General features: G+C 68.2%; 20 protein-coding genes. 12 read left to right on the top strand and 8 right to left on the bottom strand.

The window, feature by feature from the left end:
- Window positions 1-29 precede the first annotated feature (29 nt).
- The 4 genes from IAI54_RS28470 (at window position 30) to rsmA (ending at window position 5,263) form a co-directional block, all read left to right on the top strand.
- Window positions 30-2,381 carry an LPS-assembly protein LptD gene (locus tag IAI54_RS28470; protein WP_338021481.1) on the top strand — a complete coding sequence of 784 codons (2,352 nt, stop codon included), beginning with the start codon at window positions 30-32 and terminating at the stop codon, window positions 2,379-2,381.
- Between the two features lie 89 nt (window positions 2,382-2,470).
- The gene (locus IAI54_RS28465; protein WP_235679197.1) at window positions 2,471-3,403 is read left to right on the top strand and encodes a peptidylprolyl isomerase; all 933 of its coding nucleotides are present in this window, start codon (window positions 2,471-2,473) and stop codon (window positions 3,401-3,403) included.
- Window positions 3,381-4,430: a 4-hydroxythreonine-4-phosphate dehydrogenase PdxA gene (gene pdxA / locus IAI54_RS28460; RefSeq protein WP_187970374.1), complete on the top strand. Its 1,050-nt coding sequence runs from the start codon at window positions 3,381-3,383 to the stop codon at window positions 4,428-4,430. Before IAI54_RS28465 ends, pdxA begins: the two co-directional genes overlap by 23 nt.
- On the top strand, window positions 4,427-5,263 hold the full coding sequence (gene rsmA, locus IAI54_RS28455; RefSeq protein WP_187970373.1) for a 16S rRNA (adenine(1518)-N(6)/adenine(1519)-N(6))-dimethyltransferase RsmA: 837 nt from the start codon (window positions 4,427-4,429) through the stop codon (window positions 5,261-5,263). The genes pdxA and rsmA overlap by 4 nt, the downstream gene beginning before the upstream one ends.
- Before the next feature lie 30 nt (window positions 5,264-5,293).
- Here the strand turns inward: rsmA and gmk are convergent, their stop codons facing one another.
- From gmk to IAI54_RS28415, 8 genes are all read right to left on the bottom strand, one after another.
- Window positions 5,294-5,950, bottom strand: coding sequence for a guanylate kinase (gmk, locus tag IAI54_RS28450; RefSeq protein WP_235679196.1), 657 nt, complete (start codon window positions 5,948-5,950; stop codon window positions 5,294-5,296).
- A 4-nt stretch (window positions 5,951-5,954) separates the two neighbouring features.
- A complete protein-coding gene (locus IAI54_RS28445; protein WP_187970372.1) occupies window positions 5,955-6,845 on the bottom strand; it encodes a YicC/YloC family endoribonuclease in 891 nt (296 codons plus the stop codon).
- A gap of 24 nt (window positions 6,846-6,869) precedes the next feature.
- Window positions 6,870-8,066 (bottom strand): endolytic transglycosylase MltG, encoded by a 1,197-nt coding sequence (gene mltG / locus IAI54_RS28440; protein WP_187970371.1) that lies wholly within the window; start codon window positions 8,064-8,066, stop codon window positions 6,870-6,872.
- A 188-nt stretch (window positions 8,067-8,254) separates the two neighbouring features.
- On the bottom strand, window positions 8,255-9,517 hold the full coding sequence (gene fabF / locus IAI54_RS28435) for a beta-ketoacyl-ACP synthase II (RefSeq protein ID WP_187970370.1): 1,263 nt from the start codon (window positions 9,515-9,517) through the stop codon (window positions 8,255-8,257).
- A gap of 37 nt (window positions 9,518-9,554) precedes the next feature.
- Window positions 9,555-9,791 carry an acyl carrier protein gene (locus IAI54_RS28430; protein WP_126700444.1) on the bottom strand — a complete coding sequence of 79 codons (237 nt, stop codon included), beginning with the start codon at window positions 9,789-9,791 and terminating at the stop codon, window positions 9,555-9,557.
- Between the two features lie 264 nt (window positions 9,792-10,055).
- Window positions 10,056-10,793: a 3-oxoacyl-[acyl-carrier-protein] reductase gene (gene fabG / locus IAI54_RS28425; protein ID WP_187970369.1), complete on the bottom strand. Its 738-nt coding sequence runs from the start codon at window positions 10,791-10,793 to the stop codon at window positions 10,056-10,058.
- A gap of 54 nt (window positions 10,794-10,847) precedes the next feature.
- Window positions 10,848-11,786: an ACP S-malonyltransferase gene (fabD, locus tag IAI54_RS28420; RefSeq protein ID WP_187970368.1), complete on the bottom strand. Its 939-nt coding sequence runs from the start codon at window positions 11,784-11,786 to the stop codon at window positions 10,848-10,850.
- 170 nt (window positions 11,787-11,956) lie between these two features.
- A complete protein-coding gene (locus IAI54_RS28415; RefSeq protein WP_187970367.1) occupies window positions 11,957-13,123 on the bottom strand; it encodes a M20 aminoacylase family protein in 1,167 nt (388 codons plus the stop codon).
- 355 nt (window positions 13,124-13,478) lie between these two features.
- Here IAI54_RS28415 and rpsF point away from each other — a divergent pair, with 355 nt between their 5' ends.
- The 8 genes from rpsF (at window position 13,479) to IAI54_RS28375 (ending at window position 21,766) form a co-directional block, all read left to right on the top strand.
- Window positions 13,479-13,949 (top strand): 30S ribosomal protein S6, encoded by a 471-nt coding sequence (gene rpsF, locus IAI54_RS28410; protein WP_187970366.1) that lies wholly within the window; start codon window positions 13,479-13,481, stop codon window positions 13,947-13,949.
- Window positions 13,949-14,197, top strand: a complete 249-nt coding sequence (gene rpsR / locus IAI54_RS28405; protein WP_018427106.1) for a 30S ribosomal protein S18 — start codon at window positions 13,949-13,951, stop codon at window positions 14,195-14,197. The genes rpsF and rpsR overlap by 1 nt, the downstream gene beginning before the upstream one ends.
- A gap of 202 nt (window positions 14,198-14,399) precedes the next feature.
- Window positions 14,400-14,981, top strand: a complete 582-nt coding sequence (gene rplI, locus IAI54_RS28400) for a 50S ribosomal protein L9 (RefSeq protein WP_187970365.1) — start codon at window positions 14,400-14,402, stop codon at window positions 14,979-14,981.
- A gap of 200 nt (window positions 14,982-15,181) precedes the next feature.
- Entirely contained in the window at window positions 15,182-16,882 is a 1,701-nt protein-coding gene (locus IAI54_RS28395; protein WP_187970364.1) for a caspase family protein, read from the top strand.
- A gap of 203 nt (window positions 16,883-17,085) precedes the next feature.
- Window positions 17,086-18,576 (top strand): replicative DNA helicase, encoded by a 1,491-nt coding sequence (locus IAI54_RS28390; protein ID WP_187970363.1) that lies wholly within the window; start codon window positions 17,086-17,088, stop codon window positions 18,574-18,576.
- A 4-nt stretch (window positions 18,577-18,580) separates the two neighbouring features.
- Complete coding sequence (gene alr, locus IAI54_RS28385; protein WP_235679195.1) at window positions 18,581-19,756, top strand: alanine racemase; 1,176 nt, start codon at window positions 18,581-18,583, stop codon at window positions 19,754-19,756.
- 49 nt (window positions 19,757-19,805) lie between these two features.
- Complete coding sequence (gene radA, locus IAI54_RS28380) at window positions 19,806-21,203, top strand: DNA repair protein RadA (protein ID WP_187970362.1); 1,398 nt, start codon at window positions 19,806-19,808, stop codon at window positions 21,201-21,203.
- A gap of 29 nt (window positions 21,204-21,232) precedes the next feature.
- Complete coding sequence (locus tag IAI54_RS28375) at window positions 21,233-21,766, top strand: CvpA family protein (protein WP_187970361.1); 534 nt, start codon at window positions 21,233-21,235, stop codon at window positions 21,764-21,766.
- Window positions 21,767-21,790 lie beyond the last annotated feature (24 nt).

The following is a 21,790-nucleotide window of genomic DNA, read 5'->3' as shown; positions in this document are numbered from 1 at the left end:
GTGCGCGCCTTCTGTGCGGCGCGACGGCCTTGGCCTTGCTGTGCGCGTTCGGCGCAGCAACCGTCCATGCGCAGGAGCTCGGCGATCTCGCCGCGACTTCCGGCGACGGCCCGATGCTTCTCGAGGCCGACAACCTCGTCTACGACAACGACCGCAAGACGGTCACCGCGGCCGGCGACGTGCGGATCGAATACGACGGCAATCGCCTCGTGGCGCGCCGCATCACCTACAACCAGCAGACCGGCCGAATCGTCGCCGTCGGCGACGTCGAGATCATCTATCGCGACGGCACCCGCATCTTCTCGGACGACATCGACGTCACGGACGATTTCAAGGACGGTTTCGTCAACGCGCTGCGCATCCAGACGGTGGACGACACCTATTTCGCCGCCGAGAGCGCGGAGCGGCGCGCCGGTCTGCTGACGATCTTCAACAACGGCGTCTACACCGCCTGTGCCCCCTGCGAGGACCAGCCGGACAAGTCGCCGATCTGGCGGGTGAAGTCGAAGAAGATCATCTGGAACGGCCAGTCCCGGACGGTGCGGTTCGAACAGGCCCAGTTCGAGTTCTTCGGGATGCCGCTCGCGCATCTGCCGGCGTTCGAGATCGCCGACCCCTCGGTGACGCGCAAGACCGGCTTCCTCATTCCTTCCATCGGCTATTCGAGCGACCTCGGGGCACGGCTGTCGCAGCCCTACTTCATCGCGCTGGCGCCCAATTACGACCTGACGCTGACCGGCCACTATTACACGCGCCAGGGCTTCCTCGGGGAAGCCGAGTGGCGGCAGCGCTTCGACAGCGGCTTCTACTCGCTGAAGGCCGCCGGGATCATGCAGCAGGATCCCGACGCCTTCGACACCGGCCGTCTCGACGCGCAGGAGACGACGCGCTGGATGGTGGGCACGAAGGGTCGGTTCACGATCAATCCGCGCTGGAGCTTCGGCTGGGACGCGCTGCTGCAGAGCGACACCAACTTCTCGCGAACCTACGGCATCGAGGGCTTCTCTCAGACCCGGCGGGTCGACAAGGCCTATCTGACCGGTCTCGACGACCGGAATTACTTCGACGTCCGCGTCCTCAAGTTCCGCTACCAGGACCGCGACGTGGACAATCAGCGCGATCCCCTGCAGCCCTGGGTGCTTCCGTCGCTGGACTATTCCTACACGCTCGACGATCCGGTGGCGGGCGGTGAACTCGGCTTCGACGTCAATCTCCAGGTGGTCCACCGCAACAAGCTGGACTTCGCCGCCCTTAATCCCCTCGACGATTCGACCCCTCGCTTCGGCGGCGTCGAGGGCACGTCCGGCCGCCTGACGCTCGCGACCGAGTGGAAGCGGAACTTCATCACCCAGAACGGCATCGTTCTGACGCCGCTGCTTTCGGCGCGTGGCGACGTGATCGGGGCAGACCTCTCCACCGCTTCCGCGGCGGCCTATTCCAGCATGGCGACGGGTCTGGCCGGTCTCGCCTACTCGCATGACGGCAGTTCCTACGGCGCGGTGGCCGCCGACGTCCGCTCGTCCTACTATCGCGGCATGGCGACGGCCGGCATGGAAGTGCGCTGGCCGGTCATGTTTTCCACGACGAGCGCCTCGCACGTCCTCGAGCCGATCGCCCAGATCCTGGTCCGTCCGGACGCGCCCTACGGCAATTCGCTGTCGATCCCAAACGAGGATGCCCAGAGCCTCGTCTTCGACGCGACGAACCTGTTCGAGCACGACAAGTTCTCCGGCTACGATCTCATGGAAGGCGGTACCAGGGCCAATCTCGGCATCCGCTACTCCGGGGATTTCGGTGGTGGCTGGACTGCCAATGCCGTGTTCGGCCAGTCCTACCATATTGCCGGCGAAAACCCCTTCGCCCAGCCCAACCTCGTCAGCGCCGGTGCCTATTCGGGCCTGGAAACGGACGTGTCCGACTTCGTCGGCATGGTCAGCCTCCAGTCGCCGGGCAGCCTGACGTTTTCGGCCGGCGGTCGCTTCGACGAGAAGACGCTGGCCGTACGGCGCACCGACTTCGCCGCCCAGGCGACGGTGGGGCGGGTCGATGTCGTCGCGGGCTATACCTTCATCGAGAAGCAGCCGCTCTATGGGCTGAAGTTCGACCGGCGCGAGATCTCCCTCGGCAGCCGCGTCCAGCTGAACGAGAACTGGTCGGTCTCCGGCCGCGGCTCCTATGACTTCGAATCCGAGACGCTGGTGAAGAGTGGCATCAACTTCGCTTATGCGGACGAGTGCTTCACCTATGCCATGGCGCTCACGCGCACCGAGACGATCGACGACGGCAAAGTGGATTTCGATATCGGGTTCCGGATCGGTTTCCGCACCATCGGTGATTTCGGCACGGCATCGACGGATCTGCCCGGTCTGGACGGCAAGTGAAGGCGGATCCGGCGGGAAGTCATGGTTTCGCCGTATCGATGCGACATGAGGCGTTGCTCGATCGCCCGAAGACCACCACGAGGAACACCATGTCCATGATGTCGATCCTGCGACGCCTCGCCATTCCTGCCTTCCTGTCGGTCGGGATCGTCCTGCCTCTGCTTCCGGCGGCCCTGACGACCGCGGCGCATGCCAGCGAAATCAAGTATGTGGTGAACAACGTCCCCGTCACCAGCTACGACATCTCCCGGCGCAGCGCCTTCATGAAGCTGCAGCGCCGGACCGGCAGCGCTTCCGACGCCATGATCGAGCAGGCGCTGCAGATGTCGGAGATCGCGCGCCTGCGGATCAATGTCACGGACAAGCAGGTGGACGACGCCTATGCCCGCTTCGCTTCGGGCAACAAGCTGCAGGTTGCCCAGCTCGACCAGATCCTCGCCCAGTCCGGCGTGACCAAGCAGCACTTCAAGGACTACATCCGCGCCCAGATCGGGTGGAATCAGGCGCTCGGTGCGCGGGCGCGTGCCGAAGGACGCATGAGCGAGCAGGATGCCGTCCAGCGCATGCTGGAGAAAGGCGGCCAGAAGCCGACGGCCACCGAGTACATGCTGCAGCAGGTGATCTTCGTGGTCCCCGCCAGCGACCGGAAGTCGCTGATGGCCAAGCGCAAGCGCGAGGCCGAGGCGATGCGAGCCCGCTTCAACGGCTGCGGCACGACGCGCGAATTCGCCAAGGGCCTGATCGACGTGACCGTGCGCGACCTCGGCCGGATCGTCGCTCCCGAACTGCCGCCGGAATGGGAAAAGCCCATCAAGGCGGCACAGCCGGGGCAGGCCACGCCTGTGCGCGAGACCGACCGCGGCGTCGAGTTCATCGGCATCTGCAGCACGCGCGAGGTCTCCGACGACCGGGTCGCGCGGATGATCTTCCAGAACGAAGCCGCCGACGGCGGCAAGGTGGACGAACTGGCGAAGAAGTACCTCGACGAACTGCGCAAGAATGCGCGAATCATCAATCGCTGAGGTGCGGTCGCCCGCCGTGCCGCTGGCGGTCACCTGCGGCGATCCGTCAGGGATCGGCCCTGAGCTGACGCTCGTCGCATGGTCGCAGCGCAAGGCGCTCGGCCTGCCCCCCTTCTATCTGCTGGCCGATCCGGCGCTCGTGGCCGCGCGCGGCCGGGCGCTGGGTCTGCACGTCCCCCTGGAAACCGTCTCGCCCGGCGACGCCGTCGAGGTCTTCGCGCGGGCGCTGCCCGTCGTCAGACTCGACGGTCGGCTGACCGATCGTCCCGGCGAGCCGCTCGCAGACAATGCGGCCGGCATCGTCGAGGCCATCGACCGCGCCGTCGCCGACACGCTGGCGGGAAAGGCCGCCGCTGTGGTGACCAACCCGATCGCCAAGAAGCCGCTCTACGAAGCAGGGTTCCGCTTTCCCGGCCATACCGAGTACCTCGCCCACCTGGCCGCGCGGGCGACGGGGACGGAGATACGCCCGGTGATGATGATCGCCGGCCCCGACCTGCGCACCATCCCGGTGACGATCCACGTCGCCCTGCGTGACGTCCCGGAGATGCTCACCGCCGAGATGGTCGTCGAGACGGCGCGCATCGCGGCGCAGGATCTGCGGCAGCGCTTCGGCATCGCCCGTCCGCGGCTGGCGATCGCGGGGCTCAATCCGCATGCCGGGGAGAACGGCGCCATGGGCACGGAGGACCAGGCCATCGTCCGACCGGCCGTGGAGGCGCTGCTTCGCGAGGGCATCGACGCCCGCGGGCCCCTTCCCGCCGACACGCTCTTCCATGCGCGCGCCCGGCAGGGCTACGACGTCGCGATCTGCATGTATCACGACCAGGCACTGATCCCGGCCAAGGCGCTGGCCTTCGACGAAGCCGTCAACGTGACGCTGGGCCTGCCCTTCGTGCGAACCTCGCCGGACCATGGCACCGCCTTCGACATCGCCGGTAAGGGCATCGCGCGTCCCGACAGCCTCGTGGCGGCGCTGCGCATGGCCGCGGCCCTCGCCGGCGGCAGCGGGCCTGCCGCAGCATGACGACCGACGGACTGCCGCCGCTGCGGGAGGTCATCGCCGCGCATGGGATCGACGCGAGGAAGTCTCTCGGGCAGAACTTCCTGCTCGACCTGAACCTGACCGGCAAGATCGCGCGCGCGGCCGGCGATCTGACGCAGAGTACGGTCATCGAGGTAGGGCCCGGGCCCGGAGGTCTCACCCGGGCGCTGCTGTTCTCCGGCGCGCGGCGCGTGATCGCGATCGAGCGGGACGAGCGCTGCCTGGCGGCGCTGGCGCAGATCGCCGAGCACTATCCCGGCCGCCTCGACGTGGTCTCCGGCGACGCGATGAAGACCGACTTCGCCGCGCTCGCGCCGGGCGAGCCGGTGCGCATCGTGGCGAACCTGCCCTACAACATCGGCACCGAACTGCTCGTGCGCTGGCTGACGAGCCGCGACTGGCCGCCGTTCTGGTCGTCGATGACGCTGATGTTCCAGAAGGAAGTCGCCGAGCGGATCGTGGCCGCTCCCGGTGCCGATGCCTATGGACGGCTCGGGGTCCTGGCCGGCTGGCGGACGCAGGCGCAGATCGCCTTCGACGTGCCGCGGCAGGCCTTCACGCCGCCGCCGAAGGTCACCTCGTCGGTGGTGCACCTGACGCCGCGCGCCGTCCCGCCGGCGGCCGAGCTGAAGCTCCTGGAGCGCGTGACCGAGGCGGCCTTCGGCCAGCGGCGCAAGATGCTGCGCCAGAGTCTGAAGCGGGTGGGTGGCGAAACCCTGCTCGCCGAGGCCGGCATCGACGGCACGCGCAGGGCCGAGACCCTCAGCGTCGAGGAGTTCGTGCGCCTGGCCAACGCGCTCGCTGCGCGCACCTGAGAACTGCCGCGGTCGTGACGGCTGCCACCGTCACTCCACCTTTTCGTCGAGCAGGCGGGTGACGTAGTCGAACAGGCCGGGGCTGCGGTCGCGGCGCAGGCGTTCCGCCGCCACGATCGAGAGCACCTGCTGGTAGGCGCGATCGAGGTCGCGATTGATCACCACGTAGTCATAGTCGCGCCAGTGCTCGATCTCCCGGCGGGCATTCGCCAGCCGGCGCGCGATCGTCTCGGCGTCGTCCTCGGCGCGCCGCTGCAGCCGCGCCTTCAGTTCGGACATGGAGGGCGGCAGGATGAACACCGAGACGATGTCGCCCTGCATCTTCTCGCGCAACTGCTCGGCACCCTGCCAGTCGATGTCGAAGAGCATGTCCCGGCCCTCGTTCATCGCCCGCTCGGCCGGCTCGCGGGGCGTGGCGTAGAAGTTGCCGTGCACTTCGGCCCATTCCAGCAGTTCGTCGTTATCGCGCAGGTAGTCGAACTCGCGGCGCGAACGGAAGTGGTAGTGGACGCCGTCGATTTCGCTCGACCGGCGCGGCCGGGTCGTGACGCTGACCGAGAGTTCGAAACCCTTGTCGTTCTCGAGCAGGTTGCGCGCAATGGTCGACTTGCCGGCCCCCGACGGGGAGGAGAGCACGAGCATGAGGCCGCGGCGGCGAATGCCCTCGGACGGTGAGCGGTCGACCATGCCTCTACTCCAGATTCTGCAGTTGCTCGCGGAACTGGTCGACGACGACCTTCAGTTCCAGGCCGATTGCCGTGACGGCGGTGGCGTTCGACTTCGAACACAGCGTATTCGATTCGCGGTTGAATTCCTGTGCCAGGAAATCGAGCCGGCGGCCCGTGGCGCCGCCCGCTTCGATCATCCGGCGGGCGGATTCGACATGGGCCTTCAGGCGGTCGATCTCCTCGCGGATGTCGGCCTTGGTGGCCAGGATCGCCGCTTCCATGTGCAGCCGGGTCTCGTCGAGCGCCGACCCGGCCGCGCCCATCAGCAGGCGCACCTGCGCGCCGATGCGCTCGCGGATGACGGCCGGATCGCGCGAGGGATCGGCCTCGGCCCTCAGCACGAGCGCCTCGATCGCGGCGACCTGCCCGAGGAGGATCGCCGAGAGGGCCTCGCCTTCTGCGCGGCGCGCCCGTTCGAGACCGGAAACGGCTTCGTCGAGCACGGCCAGGATGGCGGCATCGAGAGCCGACCGCGCGTCCTCGTCGTCGGCCAGTTCGGGAATCTCGAGAACGCCGCGCAGCGCGAGCAGCCCGTCGGCGGATGCCGGCGCACAGCCGAAGCGCGCCTGGAGCCGCTGCGCCAGCGCGGCGGCCTCCTCGAGGAGCGCCTCGTTGACGACGGGCCGCGCTGCCGGTCCGCTGCGCGCGACGGCGAGCGACGCCTGGATGTTGCCGCGGGCGAAACGCTTCTGAATGGCCTGCTTCGCAGCCTGTTCGACGCGCTCGAGCCCCGGCGGCAGGCGCAGGCGCGCTTCGAGCCCCTTGCCGTTGACCGACCGCAATTCCCAGGTGATCGACGCGCCGTCCTGCTCCGCCGACGCGCGGGCGAAGCCGGTCATGCTCTGAACTGTCATGCTGTCCCCCGTCAGCCCGCCGGCTCAGTCTGCCGCCGCCGGTTCCGCTTCGCCGGTTTCGTCCGCAGGCGCAGCCGGATCCGCCGCAGCGCTCTCGCGCCGCTTGCGCTCGATCGCACGCCAGCGCGCAACGTTCTCGTTGTGCTCCTGGAGCGTCGCGGCGAAGACGTGACCGCCGGTGCCGTCGGCGACGAAGTAGAGGTCATTGGTCTTCGACGGATTGGCGACGGCTTCGAGAGAGGCACGGCCGGGCGAGGCGATCGGACCGGGAGGCAGGCCGTTGATGGTGTAGGTGTTGTAGGGCGTCGGCTTGTCGATGTCGGAGCGGTAGATCGGCCGGTCGGCCGGTTTGCCCTTGCCGCCGAAGATGCCGTAGATGATCGTGGGATCCGACTGGAGCCGCATGCCCTTGTTCAGCCGGTTGATGAACACGGCCGCCACCCGGGACCGCTCCTCCGCCTGCCCGGTCTCCTTTTCCACGATCGACGCGAGGGTCACGAAATCGTTGATGTCCTTCAGCGGAAGGCCGTCGACGCGGCGCGCCCAGATGCTCTCGACGAGGCTCTTCTGCGCGGCGGACATGCGGGCAATCAGATCCTTGCGTTCCGTTCCGCGCGTGAAGCGCTGCGTGTCGGCGATCAGGCTTCCCTCCGGAGGGAGATCCGACGGCATGTCGCCGACCAGGGCCTCGTGCTCGGCGATGCGCTGGAACGCCTGTTCCACGGTCAGGCCTTCCGGGATGGTCAGAGAGTAGAGAACGGACCGGCCGCTCTTGAGGATCTCCATGATGTCCTGCATGGAGGCGCGGGGCTTGATCTCGTATTCGCCCGCCTTCAGTTCCCCGTCGGCACCATAGGCACGTACGCCGAGCGCGAAGATGCGTGCGTCGCTGATCAGGCCCGACCGTTCGAGCTGCGCGCCGATCTCGCGCACGCCGGTGCTGGGCCGCACCAGCACCACGGCTCCGGTGGCGGAGGGCCCGGGACCCTCGAACTCCAACTTGCCGTAATAGACGAGAAGACCGGCACCGATGGTGACGAGGAAGATCGTCGACATCAGGAAGTTCAGGAAGATGACGACCTGGCTGCGCGATGCGCGCGACCGGCGCGGCGGCGGCGTGCCCATCTCCGGGCGAAGCGCCTCGTTGGCCGTCTTGGGCACGATCGGCTTGGCCGCTTCGCGTCGACGTCCGAATTCCGGCTGGTTGGCGGTATCGCTCATCGGTTCAAACTCGCTCCCTCATTCCGGTACCGGCTCCCGAACGATCGGAAGGCGGCCGGAGTCACCGATCGCTCGCGGCCGGTTTCGCTTCGAGGCGCACCCGCTCGCACATACACCATGGTCATGTCACGATGTTGCGCGCGAAGCCTATCGAGGAATATGGCGAAATTGACGCCCGCGCCCGCCTGTCAACCATTATACCGTTGAAAGACGAGCGAAGCGTTCGTTCCGCCGAAGCCGAAGGAATTCGACAGCGCGACATCGATCCGGCGCTCGCGTGGCGTGTTCGGCACGAGATCGAGCGCCGTCTCGGTCGATGGATTGTCGAGATTGATGGTGGCGGGCGCGACGTTGTCGCGGATGGCGAGCAGGCAGAAGATGGCTTCGGCGGCACCGGCCGCACCGAGCAGGTGCCCGATCGACGACTTGGTCGACGACATGGAAATGCGCGAGGCGGCGTTGCCGACCAGCCGCTCGACGGCACCGAGCTCGATCGTGTCGGCCATGGTCGACGTGCCGTGGGCGTTGATGTAGTCGATGTCGGAGGCGGAGATGCCGGCGCGCTTCAGCGCGGCCTTCATGCACCGGTAGGCGCCGTCTCCGTCCTCGGAAGGCGCGGTGATGTGGAAGGCGTCGCCCGACATGCCGTAGCCCGTGACCTCGGCGTAGATCCTGGCGCCGCGCGCCTTCGCGTGCTCGAGCTCCTCGAGCACGACGACGCCGGCGCCCTCGCCCATGACGAAACCGTCGCGGTCGCGGTCATAGGGGCGCGAGGCCTTTTCCGGCGTGTCGTTGTAGCCGGTCGACAGCGCACGGCAGGCCGCGAAGCCGGCGAGCGACAGGCGGTTGATCGGCGATTCGGTCCCGCCGGCCACCATGACGTCGGCATCGCCGAGCGCGATCAGCCGCGTAGCGTCGCCGATCGCATGGGCACCCGTCGAACAGGCGGTCACGACCGCATGGTTCGGACCCTTCAGCCCGTGGCGGATCGATACCTGGCCGGAAACGAGGTTGATGATGTTGCCGGGAATGAAGAACGGGCTGATGCGGCGCGGGCCGCGCTCGTGCAGGATCAGCGCGTTCTCCGCGATGCCCTCTATGCCGCCGATGCCCGAGCCGATCATCACGCCGGTGGCGCAGCGCTCGTCCTCGGTCTTCGGCTCCCAGCCGGAGTCCTTCAGCGCCTCGTCGGCGGCGGCGATGCCGTAGGTGATGAAATCGCCGACCTTGCGCTGGTCCTTGGGCTCCAGCACATGGTCGGGATTGAACGTGCCGTCGTCGCCCGACCCGCGCGGGATGACGTTGGCGATCTTGCAGGGAAGATCACCGGTCTCGAAGGTCTCGATCCTGCGCGCGGCGCTCCGCCCCGAAAGCAGCTGCTTCCAGGAGTGCTCCACGCCAGGTCCGAACGGAGACAGTAGGCCAAGGCCCGTAACGACGACACGTCTCATTGCGGGTTCCATCCGGCGCCTCGGGCGCCGGCCAATCTCAGGCCGAGGCCTTCTCGATGAACTTGACCGCGTCGCCGACGGTCAGGATGGTCTCGGCGGCATCGTCGGGGATCTCGACGCCGAACTCTTCCTCGAAAGCCATCACCAGCTCGACGGTATCCAGGCTGTCCGCGCCCAGATCGTCGATGAAGCTCGCGCCTTCGGTGACCTTCGCTTCTTCCACTCCAAGATGCTCGACGACGATCTTTTTGACGCGTTCTGCGGTATCGCTCATTGGGATAACCCTCGACTTCGGTTCAAGTTGGTCTTCGTTAGCGGCAGGATTGCCGCTAATCAAGCTGAAAGATGGCGCTTTCCGGGTCGGTCCAATGCCGATTCCCGGGACGGCGTTTTCCTCCTGGTGGGCACCGTCCGGACGGTGAAGCCCGGACGCGGATGCCGGCTTGCGCGGCGCATAACACGAAGCCGGTGCCCCGCAAAGCCGTATTCCGCCGGCCGCCCGCGTGCAATGCACGCGGAGCGCGAGCGGTTCCCGGCGTCAGAACATCGCCATGCCGCCGTTGACGTGGATCGTCTGCCCGGTGACGTAGGCCGCCTCCGCCGAGGCGAGGTAGACGGCCGCGGTGGCGATCTCCAGCCCGGTGCCCATGCGCCGCATCGGGATCGCGCCCATGATGGCATCCTTCTGCTTGTCGTTGAGCTTGTCGGTCATGGCCGATTCGATGAAGCCCGGCGCGATGCAGTTGACGGTGACGTTGCGCGACGCGATCTCCTGCGCGAGCGACTTCGAAAAGCCGATCATGCCGGCCTTGGAGGCGCAGTAGTTGGCCTGGCCCGGATTGCCGGTGACGCCGACCACCGAGGCCATGTTGATGATGCGGCCGTAGCGGCGGCGCATCATCGGATGGGTGAGTTCGCGCGTCAGGCGGAAGGTCGAGGTCAGGTTCACCTCGATCACCGCGTCCCAGTCGGCATCGGACATGCGCACGAACAGTCCGTCGCGGGTGATGCCGGCATTGTTGACGAGGATGTCGACGCCTTCGAGATCCGCTTCCGCCTTCTGCGCCAGCGCCTTGACGTCGTCGCGGTTCGAAAGATCGGCCGGAAAGACCTTCACCCGGTCGCCGAGCTCGGCCGCGAGCGCCTCGAGCTTCTCGACGCGGGTACCGTGCAGGCCTACGGTCGCGCCCTGGCCGTGCAGGGCGCGCGCCACCGCCTCGCCGATGCCGCCGGAGGCGCCGGTCACGAGGGCCTTGCGGCCGGTCAGATCGAACATGTCGCTATCCTTTCGCGGTTTCGCGCGCGGCCGCGGCCGCGGCGGAGTGCAGTGTCAGGCGAGCGCGGCCAGCGCCGCGTCGATGTCGGCCGGCGTGTTGACGGCGGCGGTGGCAGTATCGCGGCTGATGCGGCGGGCGAGCCCGCACAGCACCTTGCCGGCGCCGATCTCGTAGAGCGTGCCGACGCCGTTGGCGGCGAACCATTCGACGGTCTCGCGCCAGCGGACCCGGCCCGTGACCTGCTCCACGAGCCGCCGACGGATCTCGTCCGGGTCGGAGAGCGGGCTGACGGTGACGTTGGCCACCACCGGCACGACGGGCGGATTCATTTCCACCGCCGCCAGCGCCTCGCGCATGGCCTCGGCCGCCGGCGCCATCAGCGCGGAATGGAAAGGCGCGGAGACCGACAGCATCAGGGCGCGCTTGGCGCCCATCTCCGTGCACAGCCGCGCGGCGTGATCGACGGCCGCCTTCGATCCGGAGATGACGAGCTGGCCGCCGCCATTGTCGTTGGCGATCTGGCAAACGCCGCCCTCGGCACCGGCGCAGGCCTGCTCCACCTTGTCCTGGTCGAGCCCGAGGATGGCCGCCATGGCGCCCTCCCCGGCCGGGACGGCCGCCTGCATGGCATTGCCGCGGATGCGCAGCAGCCGCGCCGTGTCGGCCAGCGAGAACACGCCGGCGGCGCAGAGTGCGGAATATTCGCCCAGCGAATGGCCGGCGACGTAGGCGACCTTGTCCTGCAGCACCAGGCCGCGCGCCTGCAGGACGCGGATCGCCGCCATCGACACGGCCATCAACGCGGGCTGCGCGTTGGCGGTGAGCGTCAGGGTCTCTTCCGGCCCCTCCCACATCACGGCCGAGAGTTTCTCGCCCAGCGCCGCGTCGACCTCGTCGAAGACCGCCCGGGCCTCGGGGAAGGCTTCCGCCAGATCGCGGCCCATTCCGACGGACTGGCTGCCCTGGCCCGGAAAGGTGAATGCGATTGCCATCAGACGTCCTCCGCTTGCTCGAACCGCCTGCCTGTGACGCAGGAGCGGGCGCGAAGTCAAGGGCGGGGCCGCTCGGCGTCCCGGCACCTCCGCACCGGCCGCGCCGGGCGGGAGCGGACGCGGCAGCGGCGACGCTCCCGCGACGGCCGCTGCAGTCGCCCCCCTCACGGTCAGCCCGCCGGCAGCGCCGTCTCGACGAGTTTCGCCCAGTACGAGCAGCCGACGGGGATGATCTCGTCGTTGAAGTCGTATTCGGGATGGTGGACGTAGGGGCCGTCACCCTGGCCGATATAGATGAAGGCGCCGGGCCTTGCCTCCAGCATGAAGGCGAAGTCCTCTCCGCCCATCACCTGCGGCGTGTTCACGTCGACGCGGTCGCCCACGACCTGACGGGCGACGCTCGCCGCGAAATCGGTCTGGGCGGCATGGTTCGACAGCACCGGATAGTGGCGCTGGTAGTCGAGCGTGGCCTTTGCGCCGAAGGCGCGGGCGGTGTGCTCGACCACGTCCTTCATGCGCTCCTCCAGCTGGTCGCGGACGGCGGCCGACAAGGTGCGCGCGGTGCCGGTGAGGCGCGCGGTCTGCGGGATCACGTTGAAGGCGTCACCGGCCTTGAAGGTGGTGACGGAGACGACCGCCGCCTCGATGGGATCGACGTTGCGCGCCACCACCGACTGCAGCGCGGTCATGATGTGGGCGCCGACGAGCGTGGTGTCGATGCAGCGTTGCGGCCGCGCCGCATGGCCGCCGATCCCCTCGATGTCGATGACGAACATGTCGGCCGCCGCCATCATGGAGCCGCTGCGGATGGCGAAGGAGCCGGTCGGCAGCCCCGGCGCATTGTGCATGCCGTAGACCTCGTCGATGGCGAAACGGTCCATCATTCCCTCCTCGACCATCTCGCGCCCGCCGCCGCCGCCCTCTTCCGCAGGCTGGAAGATGACGACCGCCGTGCCGTCGAAATTGCGCGTTTCGGCGAGATAGCGTGCCGCGCCGAGCAGCATGGCGGTGTGCCCGTCATGGCCGCAGGCATGCATGATGCCGGGGTTCCGCGACTTGTAGGAATGGTCGAGGACCTCCTGGATCGGCAGCGCATCCATGTCGGCGCGCAGGCCGATCGCACGGCCGCTGCCGGTCTTGCGTCCGCGGATCACGCCGACCACGCCGGTGCGGCCGATGCCCGTCACCACCTCGTCCACTCCGAATTCGCGCAGCTTGTCCGCCACCAGCGCCGCCGTGCGGTGGACGTCGAACTGGAGTTCCGGATGGGCGTGGATGTCGCGGCGCCAGGCGGTGACGTCGTCGTGGAACTCGGCGATGCGGTTGACGATGGGCATGATGGTCTTCTCCTCGTTCTTTCACCATGGACTTTGCCTCAACCGTCGCCCGGTGCAACCCCGCAAATCCCGTCGGCCCGGATCGACGTCCGGCGCCGGCCTTGCCAAGCCGCGGCGCCTCCGGTATAGCGCGCCCACTCTGCCGGTTCCGATTGGGGGCTGAACGGAGGGCTCGCGCGTTTTCCGGACCAGTCCGAACGATGCGTGTGTGAAGGCAAGGGTCCTTCCGCCTCCCGTGTCTCCGCTCTCGACCGTCTCATCGATGCGTCTTTCTTCGCCCTTTCCGGGTCAAGGCAGTCGCAGAGGCTTAGCCATCGGGCGCCGGGCAGTGAAACGAAGAAAGGCAAGAACGAGCATGGCTCTCTACGAACATGTGTTTCTCGCCCGCCAGGATCTGTCCTCGCAGCAGGTCGACGCGCTTGTGGAATCCTACAAGGGCGTCATCGAAGCGAATGGCGGCAGTGTCGGCCGGGTGGAGAACTGGGGACTGAAGTCCCTGACCTACCGCATCAACAAGAACCGCAAGGCGTATTATACGCTCATGGACATCACCGCTCCGGCGGCCGCGATCCAGGAGATGGAACGCCAGATGGGCCTGTCGGAAGACGTGCTCCGCTTCATGACCGTCCGCGTCGAGAAGCACGAGGAAGGCGCCTCCGCGATGATGCAGAAGCGCGAAGAGCGCAGCGAGCGCGGCGACCGCTTCGGCGACCGTCCCCGCTTCGGCGACCGCGACCGCGGCGACCGGGGCGACCGTCCGCCGCGCGGCGACCGCGAGGATCGCGGTCCGCGCCGTCCGCGCGAGCAGGCTGAAGGAGCACACTGATGGTCGACATCAACCAGATCCCGACCCGCCGGCCCTTCCACCGCCGCCGCAAGACCTGCCCGTTCTCCGGCGCCAACGCGCCGAAGATCGACTACAAGGACGTGCGTCTCCTGCAGCGCTACATCTCCGAGCGCGGCAAGATCGTGCCGTCGCGCATCACCGCCGTCAGCCAGAAGAAGCAGCGCGAACTCGCCCAGGCGATCAAGCGCGCCCGCTTCCTCGGCCTGCTGCCCTACGTGGTGAAGTGAGTTCGAGGCCGGGCGCCGGCGCCCGGCCCCTTCCCCGCTTCGGGTGCGGCGGAACAAAGAGAAATCCCGAGTTGGGCCGAATGCCCTAACTGCCGCGACGGGCAGGACAGCGACCAGCGGACGAAGCGCCGCCCTTGCCGTATCCTGACCGTCCACGACCAGAACCGGGCCGCCTGCGCGGCCGCATGGAAGGACGAAGGACATGGAAGTCATTCTTCTCGAGCGCATCTCGCGCCTTGGCCAGATGGGCGACACCGTCAAGGTGCGCGACGGCTTCGCGCGCAATTTCCTGCTGCCGCAGGGCAAGGCGCTGCGCGCCAACGACGCCAACAAGAAGAAGTTCGAGGGCCAGCGCGCCCAGCTCGAAGCGCGCAATCTCGAACGCAAGAGCGAGGCAGAGGCCGTCGCCGAGAAGCTCGACGGCCAGAGCTTCGTGGTGGTGCGTTCCGCCGGCGAGACCGGCCAGCTGTACGGCTCGGTGTCGACCCGCGACATCTCCGACCTGCTCACCGAGGAAGGCTTCACGGTCGCCCGCAATCAGATCGAGCTGAACAACCCGATCAAGGCGATCGGCCTGACGAACGTGGTCATCGCGCTGCACCCCGAGGTCGAGGTGACGATCACGCTCAACGTCGCCCGCTCCGCGGACGAGGCCGAGCGCCAGGCGAAGGGCGAGAAGCTCGATTCGCTCGAGGCGATCTATGGCGAGGACATCAACGAGAACGCCCGTCCGGATGCCTTCTTCGATCCGGGCGCGGAAGGCTTCGACGACGAGGAAGCCTGATCGCCCTCGGCATCGGAGACCGATCCACCGATCGGGTCCGCCGTCGATCCATGCCCGGGGGGATTCCCCCGGGTTTTTTTCGCCGCACGAGCATCGCCTGCCGGCGCGGCGGCCCTGCCTGCGCGCGCTGCTTCCGCGCGGTTTTCCCGGCATCGCTTCCGTTGTACACTCGCCACCTCGGAGAAGTTGGAGACCGTCACATGGCCCGCTGGATCGTCGCCGCGCTCCTTTGGCTGGCAGCGGCGTGCTGGCCGGCGCAGGCGGGACTGAAGCGCGTCGGAGAGGCGTCGTCGGCGCGCCTGGCTCTGGTCATCGGTGTCGCGGGGTACGAGCATCTCCCGTCGCTGAAGAATGCGGTCAACGACGCGCGTCTGGTCGCGGAGGCGTTCGAGACGACCGGCTTCGACGTGACGCTCCTCGTCGATCCGGATAGGGCCGCGATCGACCGGGCGGTGCGCGAGCACGTGCGTCGGATCGGAGAGGCGGGCGGCGCCGTCTCGGCCTTCTATTTTGCCGGCCAAGGCTTCGAGATCGACCGCAGGAGCTACGTCGCGGGCGCGGATGCCCGGATCGAGACGCTCGACGACGTCGACCGTGCGGCCACCTCCTTCGATGCGATCATGGCGCAGATCGAGGCCGCGAACGGGGACGGCGTCAGCCTCTTCCTGTTCGACGCCTGCCGCGACAACCCGTTCCATGCCTCCATCCAGAGCTCGACGCGCGGGGCGGCGATGCTGTCCGATCAGGATGGCGCGCGGTCCGCGGCCGTCGTCCGGGGAAGCCTCGTCGCCTACGCCGTGGGACCGGGCGGGATCGCAGAGGACGGCAGCGGCGACAACGGCCCCTTCGCCGCTGCCGTTTCCCGCGCGCTGGCGATGCCCAACCTCGACCAGTCGGCCTGGTTTCGCGAGGTGCGCAACGCCACGGTCGACGCCACCGGGGGGCGCCAGGTGCCGACGGTGATCGACAATCTGACCGGCGATTTCATCTTCAACCCGGTCGCCGTCGCGGCCGATCCGGACGACCAGCCGCAGACGCGGGCGGCGCGGGCCATCTACGAGGCCGAACCCGGCGTGCTGAAGCCGACCTACGAGGACGGCAGCCATGCGCTGCTGATCGGCGTCGGCGACTACGACATGGGCGCCGACGGGCGGCAGGCTTGGCGCGACCTGCCCGCCGTGCCCGACGAACTGGCGCGGCTCGGGTCCGTGCTGGCGACGGTGCACGGCTTCGACGTGGAGACCGTCCTCGACCCGACCGGGGACGAGCTGACTGACGCGCTCGAGAATTTCGTCAACCGGCACGGGGCCAAACCCAATGCGCGGCTGGTCATCATGCTGGCCGGCCATGGCACGACCACCGAGAGCTTCGGCAAGAAGACGGCCTGGTTCGTTCCCCGCGACGCGCCGGCCATGACGCCGCCGGCGCCGTTCCGCAACGCGGCGCTGAACCTGCGGCGCATCGAGGAATGGTCGGAGGTGCTGGAGGCCAAGCACGTGCTGTGGATCTTCGACAGCTGTTTTTCCGGCGCGGCGATTCGCATGATCGAGAGCCGCAGCGACGGAGGAACGCCCGACGGCTGGTCGGCGCATCTGCACACCAATCCGGTACGGCGCGTCATCACGTCGGGATCGGAGAACGAGGAGGTGCCGGCCAAGAGCCGCTTCACCGAGCGACTGATCGACGTGCTCGCCGGACGCGTCACCATCGGCGAAGGTGCGATGATCACCGGTGGCCAGATCGGCAGCTTCCTGCGGGAGGACGTGATCCGCTACACCTTCAAGCAGGGGCTGCCGAAGGTGACGCCGCAGAGCGACACGATCGTCCTTCCCGGCGAGGAGGGCGACATCGTCTTCCGGATCGAACCACAGCTCGCGGCGGCATGGAGCGCCGCGCGGTAGGTCGGCGGGACGACGCCATTTTCCTGTTTTGTTCCGCCGGCGCACCGGGTATGAGTCCGGGCGCGACGCGTCAACCGGATTCGCCCACCGCCGCAGCAAAGATGTGGACGAGTGTGAATCACGGGTGGCCAGGCAGATTGGCGTCCCGCGGGCCGCCGACATCTGGTAGGCCGGTGGCCGGCAGGGAATCAGACGGGACGATCATGGCAGAAGCAGTCCGCAAGCTCGGCGTGGCGGAGACGCCGCTCTATCGCGAGGCGCCTAACAACATCGAGGCGGAGCAGGCGCTGCTCGGCGCCATCCTCGTCAACAACGACGCCTTCTACCGCGTTTCGGATTTCCTGAAGCCGACCCATTTCTACGAGCCGCTGCACCGCAAGATCTTCGAGATCGCGGGCGAGCTGATCCGCATGGGCAAGTCCGCCAATCCCGTCACCATGAAGACCTTCCTTCCCGCGGACGGGAAGGTCGGCGACATCACCGTCGCGCACTACCTCGCCAAGCTCGCCGCCGAGGCGGTCACGATCATCAACGCGGCCGACTACGGCCGGGCGATCTACGACCTCGCCACCCGCCGCGCGCTGATCACCGTCGGCGAGGACATGGTCAACATCGCTTACGACGCGCCGGTCGACATGTCGCCGGCAGAGCAGATCGAGGATGCCGAGCGCAGGCTGTTCGAGCTGGCCGAGACCGGGCGCTACGACGGCGGCTTCCAGAGCTTCTCGGATGCGGTGACGACGGCGATCGACGTCGCCAACGCCGCCTACATGCGCGAGGGTCATCTGTCGGGCGTCTCGACCGGCCTGCGCGACGTCGACCGCAAGCTCGGCGGCCTGCAGTCGTCCGACCTCATCATCCTCGCCGGCCGCCCGGCGATGGGCAAGACGTCGCTTGCCACCAACATCGCCTTCAACATCGCCGCCGCCTACAAGCCTGCGCAGCAGGCCGACGGCTCGTTCAAGGCCGAGCGCGGCGGCGTCGTCGGCTTCTTCTCGCTGGAAATGTCGGCCGAACAGCTCGCAACCCGCATCATTTCCGAGCAGACGGAAATCTCGTCGTCGAAGATCCGCCGCGGCGAGATCACCGAATCGGACTTCGAGAAACTCGTGGCCTGCGCCCAGATGATGCAGAAGACGCCGCTCTTCATCGACCAGACCGGCGGCATCTCGATCGCGCAGCTCGCCGCCCGCGCCCGGCGCCTCAAGCGCCAGCGCGGGCTCGACGTGATCGTCATCGACTACGTGCAGCTGATGCAGGGCTCGTCGGCGAAATCGAGCCAGAACCGCGTGCAGGAGATCACCGAGATCACCACCGGCCTGAAGGCGCTCGCCAAGGAGCTGCACGTGCCGATCATCGCGCTGTCGCAGCTGTCGCGCCAGGTCGAAAGCCGCGACGACAAGCGGCCGCAACTGTCGGACCTGCGCGAATCGGGTTCGATCGAGCAGGACGCCGACGTGGTGCTGTTCGTCTACCGCGACGAATACTACATGCAGAACAAGCAGCCCGAGGAAGGCACTCCGGAATACGAGGACTGGCGGCTGAAGTTCGAGCGGGTGAAGGGCAAGGCCGAGCTCATCATCGCCAAGCAGCGCCACGGCCCCACCGGCACTGTCGAACTCGCCTTCGAAGGCCAGTTCACGCGGTTCTCGGATCTCGCCGAGGAAGACCGGCTGCCGGAACGGTTCGAGTAGCGCCGTGGCGGATCCCGTCCATATCCGCGAGAGCGGCCCGCGTTCCGATCTCGCCGGCGGCCTCGTCATGGTCGACCTGCGCGCCCTGCGTTCGAACTACCGTGCGCTCTCGAAGGTCGCCGGCCGCGCGCGCGTGGCCGGGGTGGTGAAGGCCGATGCCTACGGCCTCGGCATCGCCGCGGTCGTGCCCGCACTCGCCGCGGAAGGCTGCGACACCTTCTTCGTCGCCACCGCGGACGAAGGGATCGCGACGCGCCGCGCCGCGCCGCACGCCCGCATCTTCGTGCTGAACGGCCTCTTCAGCGAAGACGCGGCGGCTCTTTTCGCCGCCCATCGCCTGACGCCGGTGCTCAGCGGCGCCCTCGACATCGCGATCTGGGAACGGCACTGCGCGACGCATGGCTCCGACAGGTCCTGCGGGCTCCAGGTGGATACCGGGCTCAACCGCCTCGGCCTGACCGTCCAGCAGGCGCGCGCCTTCGGCGCCGACAACGCCCTGACGCGGGCGGTCGAGCCGGTCCTGGTGATGAGCCACCTCGCCTGCGGCGACGAACGCGACCATCCCCTGAACCGGCGGCAGCTGGAAGCCTTCGGTGCCGTCCGCGCCGCGTTTCCGGGCGTCCCGGCCAGCCTCGCCAATTCCTCCGGGCTGCTGCTCGGCCGCGGATATCATTTCGACATCGTCCGGCCGGGCATCGCCGTCTATGGCGGCGCGCCGTCGTCGAGCGTCAAGATGAAGACCGTGGTGACGGCCGAGGCGCGCATTCTGCAGGTGCGGCGGGCGCAACCCGGCGAGGCGGTGAGCTATGGCGCCGCGCAGCTCCTCGATCGGGACACGCTGGTGGCCATCGCCGCCGTCGGCTACGCGGACGGGCTGCCGCGCTCTGCCTCCGGCAGCGGCGTGCCGCTGCGCGGCGTCCTGCCGGGCGGCTCCGGTTCGATCAAGGGCAGGCGCGTGCCGATCCTCGGCCGCGTCACCATGGACCTGACGATGTTCGACGTCACCGACCTCGGGCCCGACGCGGTCGCCGCCGGCGACTTCATCCAGCTTTTCGGCACCGATCTGCCGATCGACGAGGCGGCGCGGTCGGCCGGGACGATCGCCTACGAACTGCTCACCGGCCTGTCGCGGCGCTTCACCCGCTTTCACGTCGGTGTCGAGGGAGACCAGCAAGCGTGACCGTCTGCGACCACCCTGCCCCGCCGCCGTCTCCTGCCCTGGAAACCTGATGGCCAAATCGCGCGTCCAGTTCATCTGCCAGAATTGCGGCACCGTCCATTCCCGCTGGGCGGGCAAGTGCGACGCCTGCGGCGAATGGAACACGCTGATCGAAGAGGGCACGTCGGGCGGCATCGGCGCGGGTCCCGCCTCGACACGCAGCGCCCGCAAGGGCCGGGCCGTCGTGCTCACCTCGCTGTCGGGCGACATCGAGGACGCGCCGCGCATCGCCAGCGGCATCGGCGAACTCGACCGGGCGACCGGCGGCGGCTTCGTGCGCGGCTCGGCGCTGCTGGTCGGCGGCGACCCCGGCATCGGCAAGTCGACGCTGCTCACCCAGGCGGCCGCCGCGCTGGCGCGGCAAGGGCATCGCATCGTCTACGTGTCCGGCGAAGAGGCGGTGGCGCAGATCCGGCTGCGCGCGCAGCGGCTCGGTGCGGCGGACTCCCCGGTGGAGCTGGCCGCCGAGACGAATGTCGAGGACATCCTGGCCACCATCGCCGAGGGCCGGCGGCCCGACCTCTTGATCCTCGATTCGATCCAGACGCTGTGGACCGACCTCGCCGATTCCGCACCGGGAACGGTCACCCAGGTGCGCGCCTCCGCCCAGGCGATGATCCGCTACGCGAAGTCGACGGGTGCGGCGATCGTGCTCGTCGGGCACGTCACCAAGGAGGGCCAGATCGCCGGCCCGCGCGTGGTCGAGCACATGGTCGACGGCGTGCTCTATTTCGAGGGCGAAGGCGGGCACCACTACCGGATCCTGCGCACGGTGAAGAACCGCTTCGGCCCGACCGACGAGATCGGCGTCTTCGAGATGTCCGACAAGGGACTGCGCGAGGTGTCGAACCCGTCGGAGCTGTTCCTCGGCGAGCGCAGCACCAAGGCGCCGGGTGCCGCCGTCTTCGCCGGCATGGAGGGCACGCGGCCGGTGCTGGTGGAGATCCAGGCGCTGGTGGCGCCCTCGCCGCTCGGCACGCCACGGCGCGCCGTGGTGGGATGGGACTCCTCGCGCCTGTCGATGATCCTCGCCGTGCTGGAGGCGCATTGCGGCATCCGCTTCGCGCAGCACGACGTCTATCTCAACGTGGCGGGCGGCTACCGCATTTCCGAGCCGGCCGCCGACCTCGCGGTGGCGGCGGCGCTCGTTTCCTCCCTCACCGGACTTGCCCTGCCTGCGGATTGTGTCTATTTCGGCGAAATCAGCCTTTCGGGCGCCGTCCGGCCTGTCGCGCATGCGCAGCAACGGTTGAAAGAGGCCGAGAAACTGGGTTTCGGGCAGGGCGTCCTGCCGGCTGGCAGCGGAGAGATCGCAGGCGCGATCGCGACGCGGTCGTTCCAGCCGGGCGCGCTCGTCGATCTCGTCGCGAAGATCGCGGGAACGAAACGCAGCAAGAATGCAGACTGACGCGGTGCTTGGAACGGAGTGGGTCCGCAATGCCGATTACGCTGCTTGACGGTATTCTCGTCGGCTTCGCCCTCGTGTCGGCCACCCTCGCCATGGTGCGCGGCCTGTCGCGCGAACTGCTGTCGATCGCATCCTGGGGTGCCGCCGCCGCGGCCGCCTTCTTCCTCCATCCGATCGTCGTTCCCTACGTCACGCCCTACATCGACAACGAGAAGCTGGCGCTCGTCGCGGCGGCCGGCATCGTGTTCTTCGTCGCGCTGGTGGTCGTCACGCTGCTGACGATGAAGCTCGCGGATTTCATCATCGACTCGCGCATCGGCGCCCTCGACCGCACGCTCGGCTTCGTCTACGGGGCGGCGCGCGGCGTGCTGGTGGTGGCCGTCGCGCTGATGTTCTTCAACTGGCTGGTCGGCGACAATCGCCCTGCATGGGTGGCCGAAGCCAAGTCGCTGCCGCTTCTCGAAGGCATCGGCGCCAAGCTGCAGGACCTCCTGCCCGACGACCCCGAGAATTCGATCATCAAGCGCCTGACCGACGACGGTGAGGGCGAGACGAGCAACTGAAGCGTACCCATCGACGTCCGGCAG

Source organism: Aquibium microcysteis (genome assembly GCF_014495845.1).
In the GTDB taxonomy this organism is placed as follows: Bacteria; Pseudomonadota; Alphaproteobacteria; order Rhizobiales; family Rhizobiaceae; genus Aquibium; species Aquibium microcysteis.
This window is presented reverse-complemented; position numbering and strand designations above follow the sequence as displayed.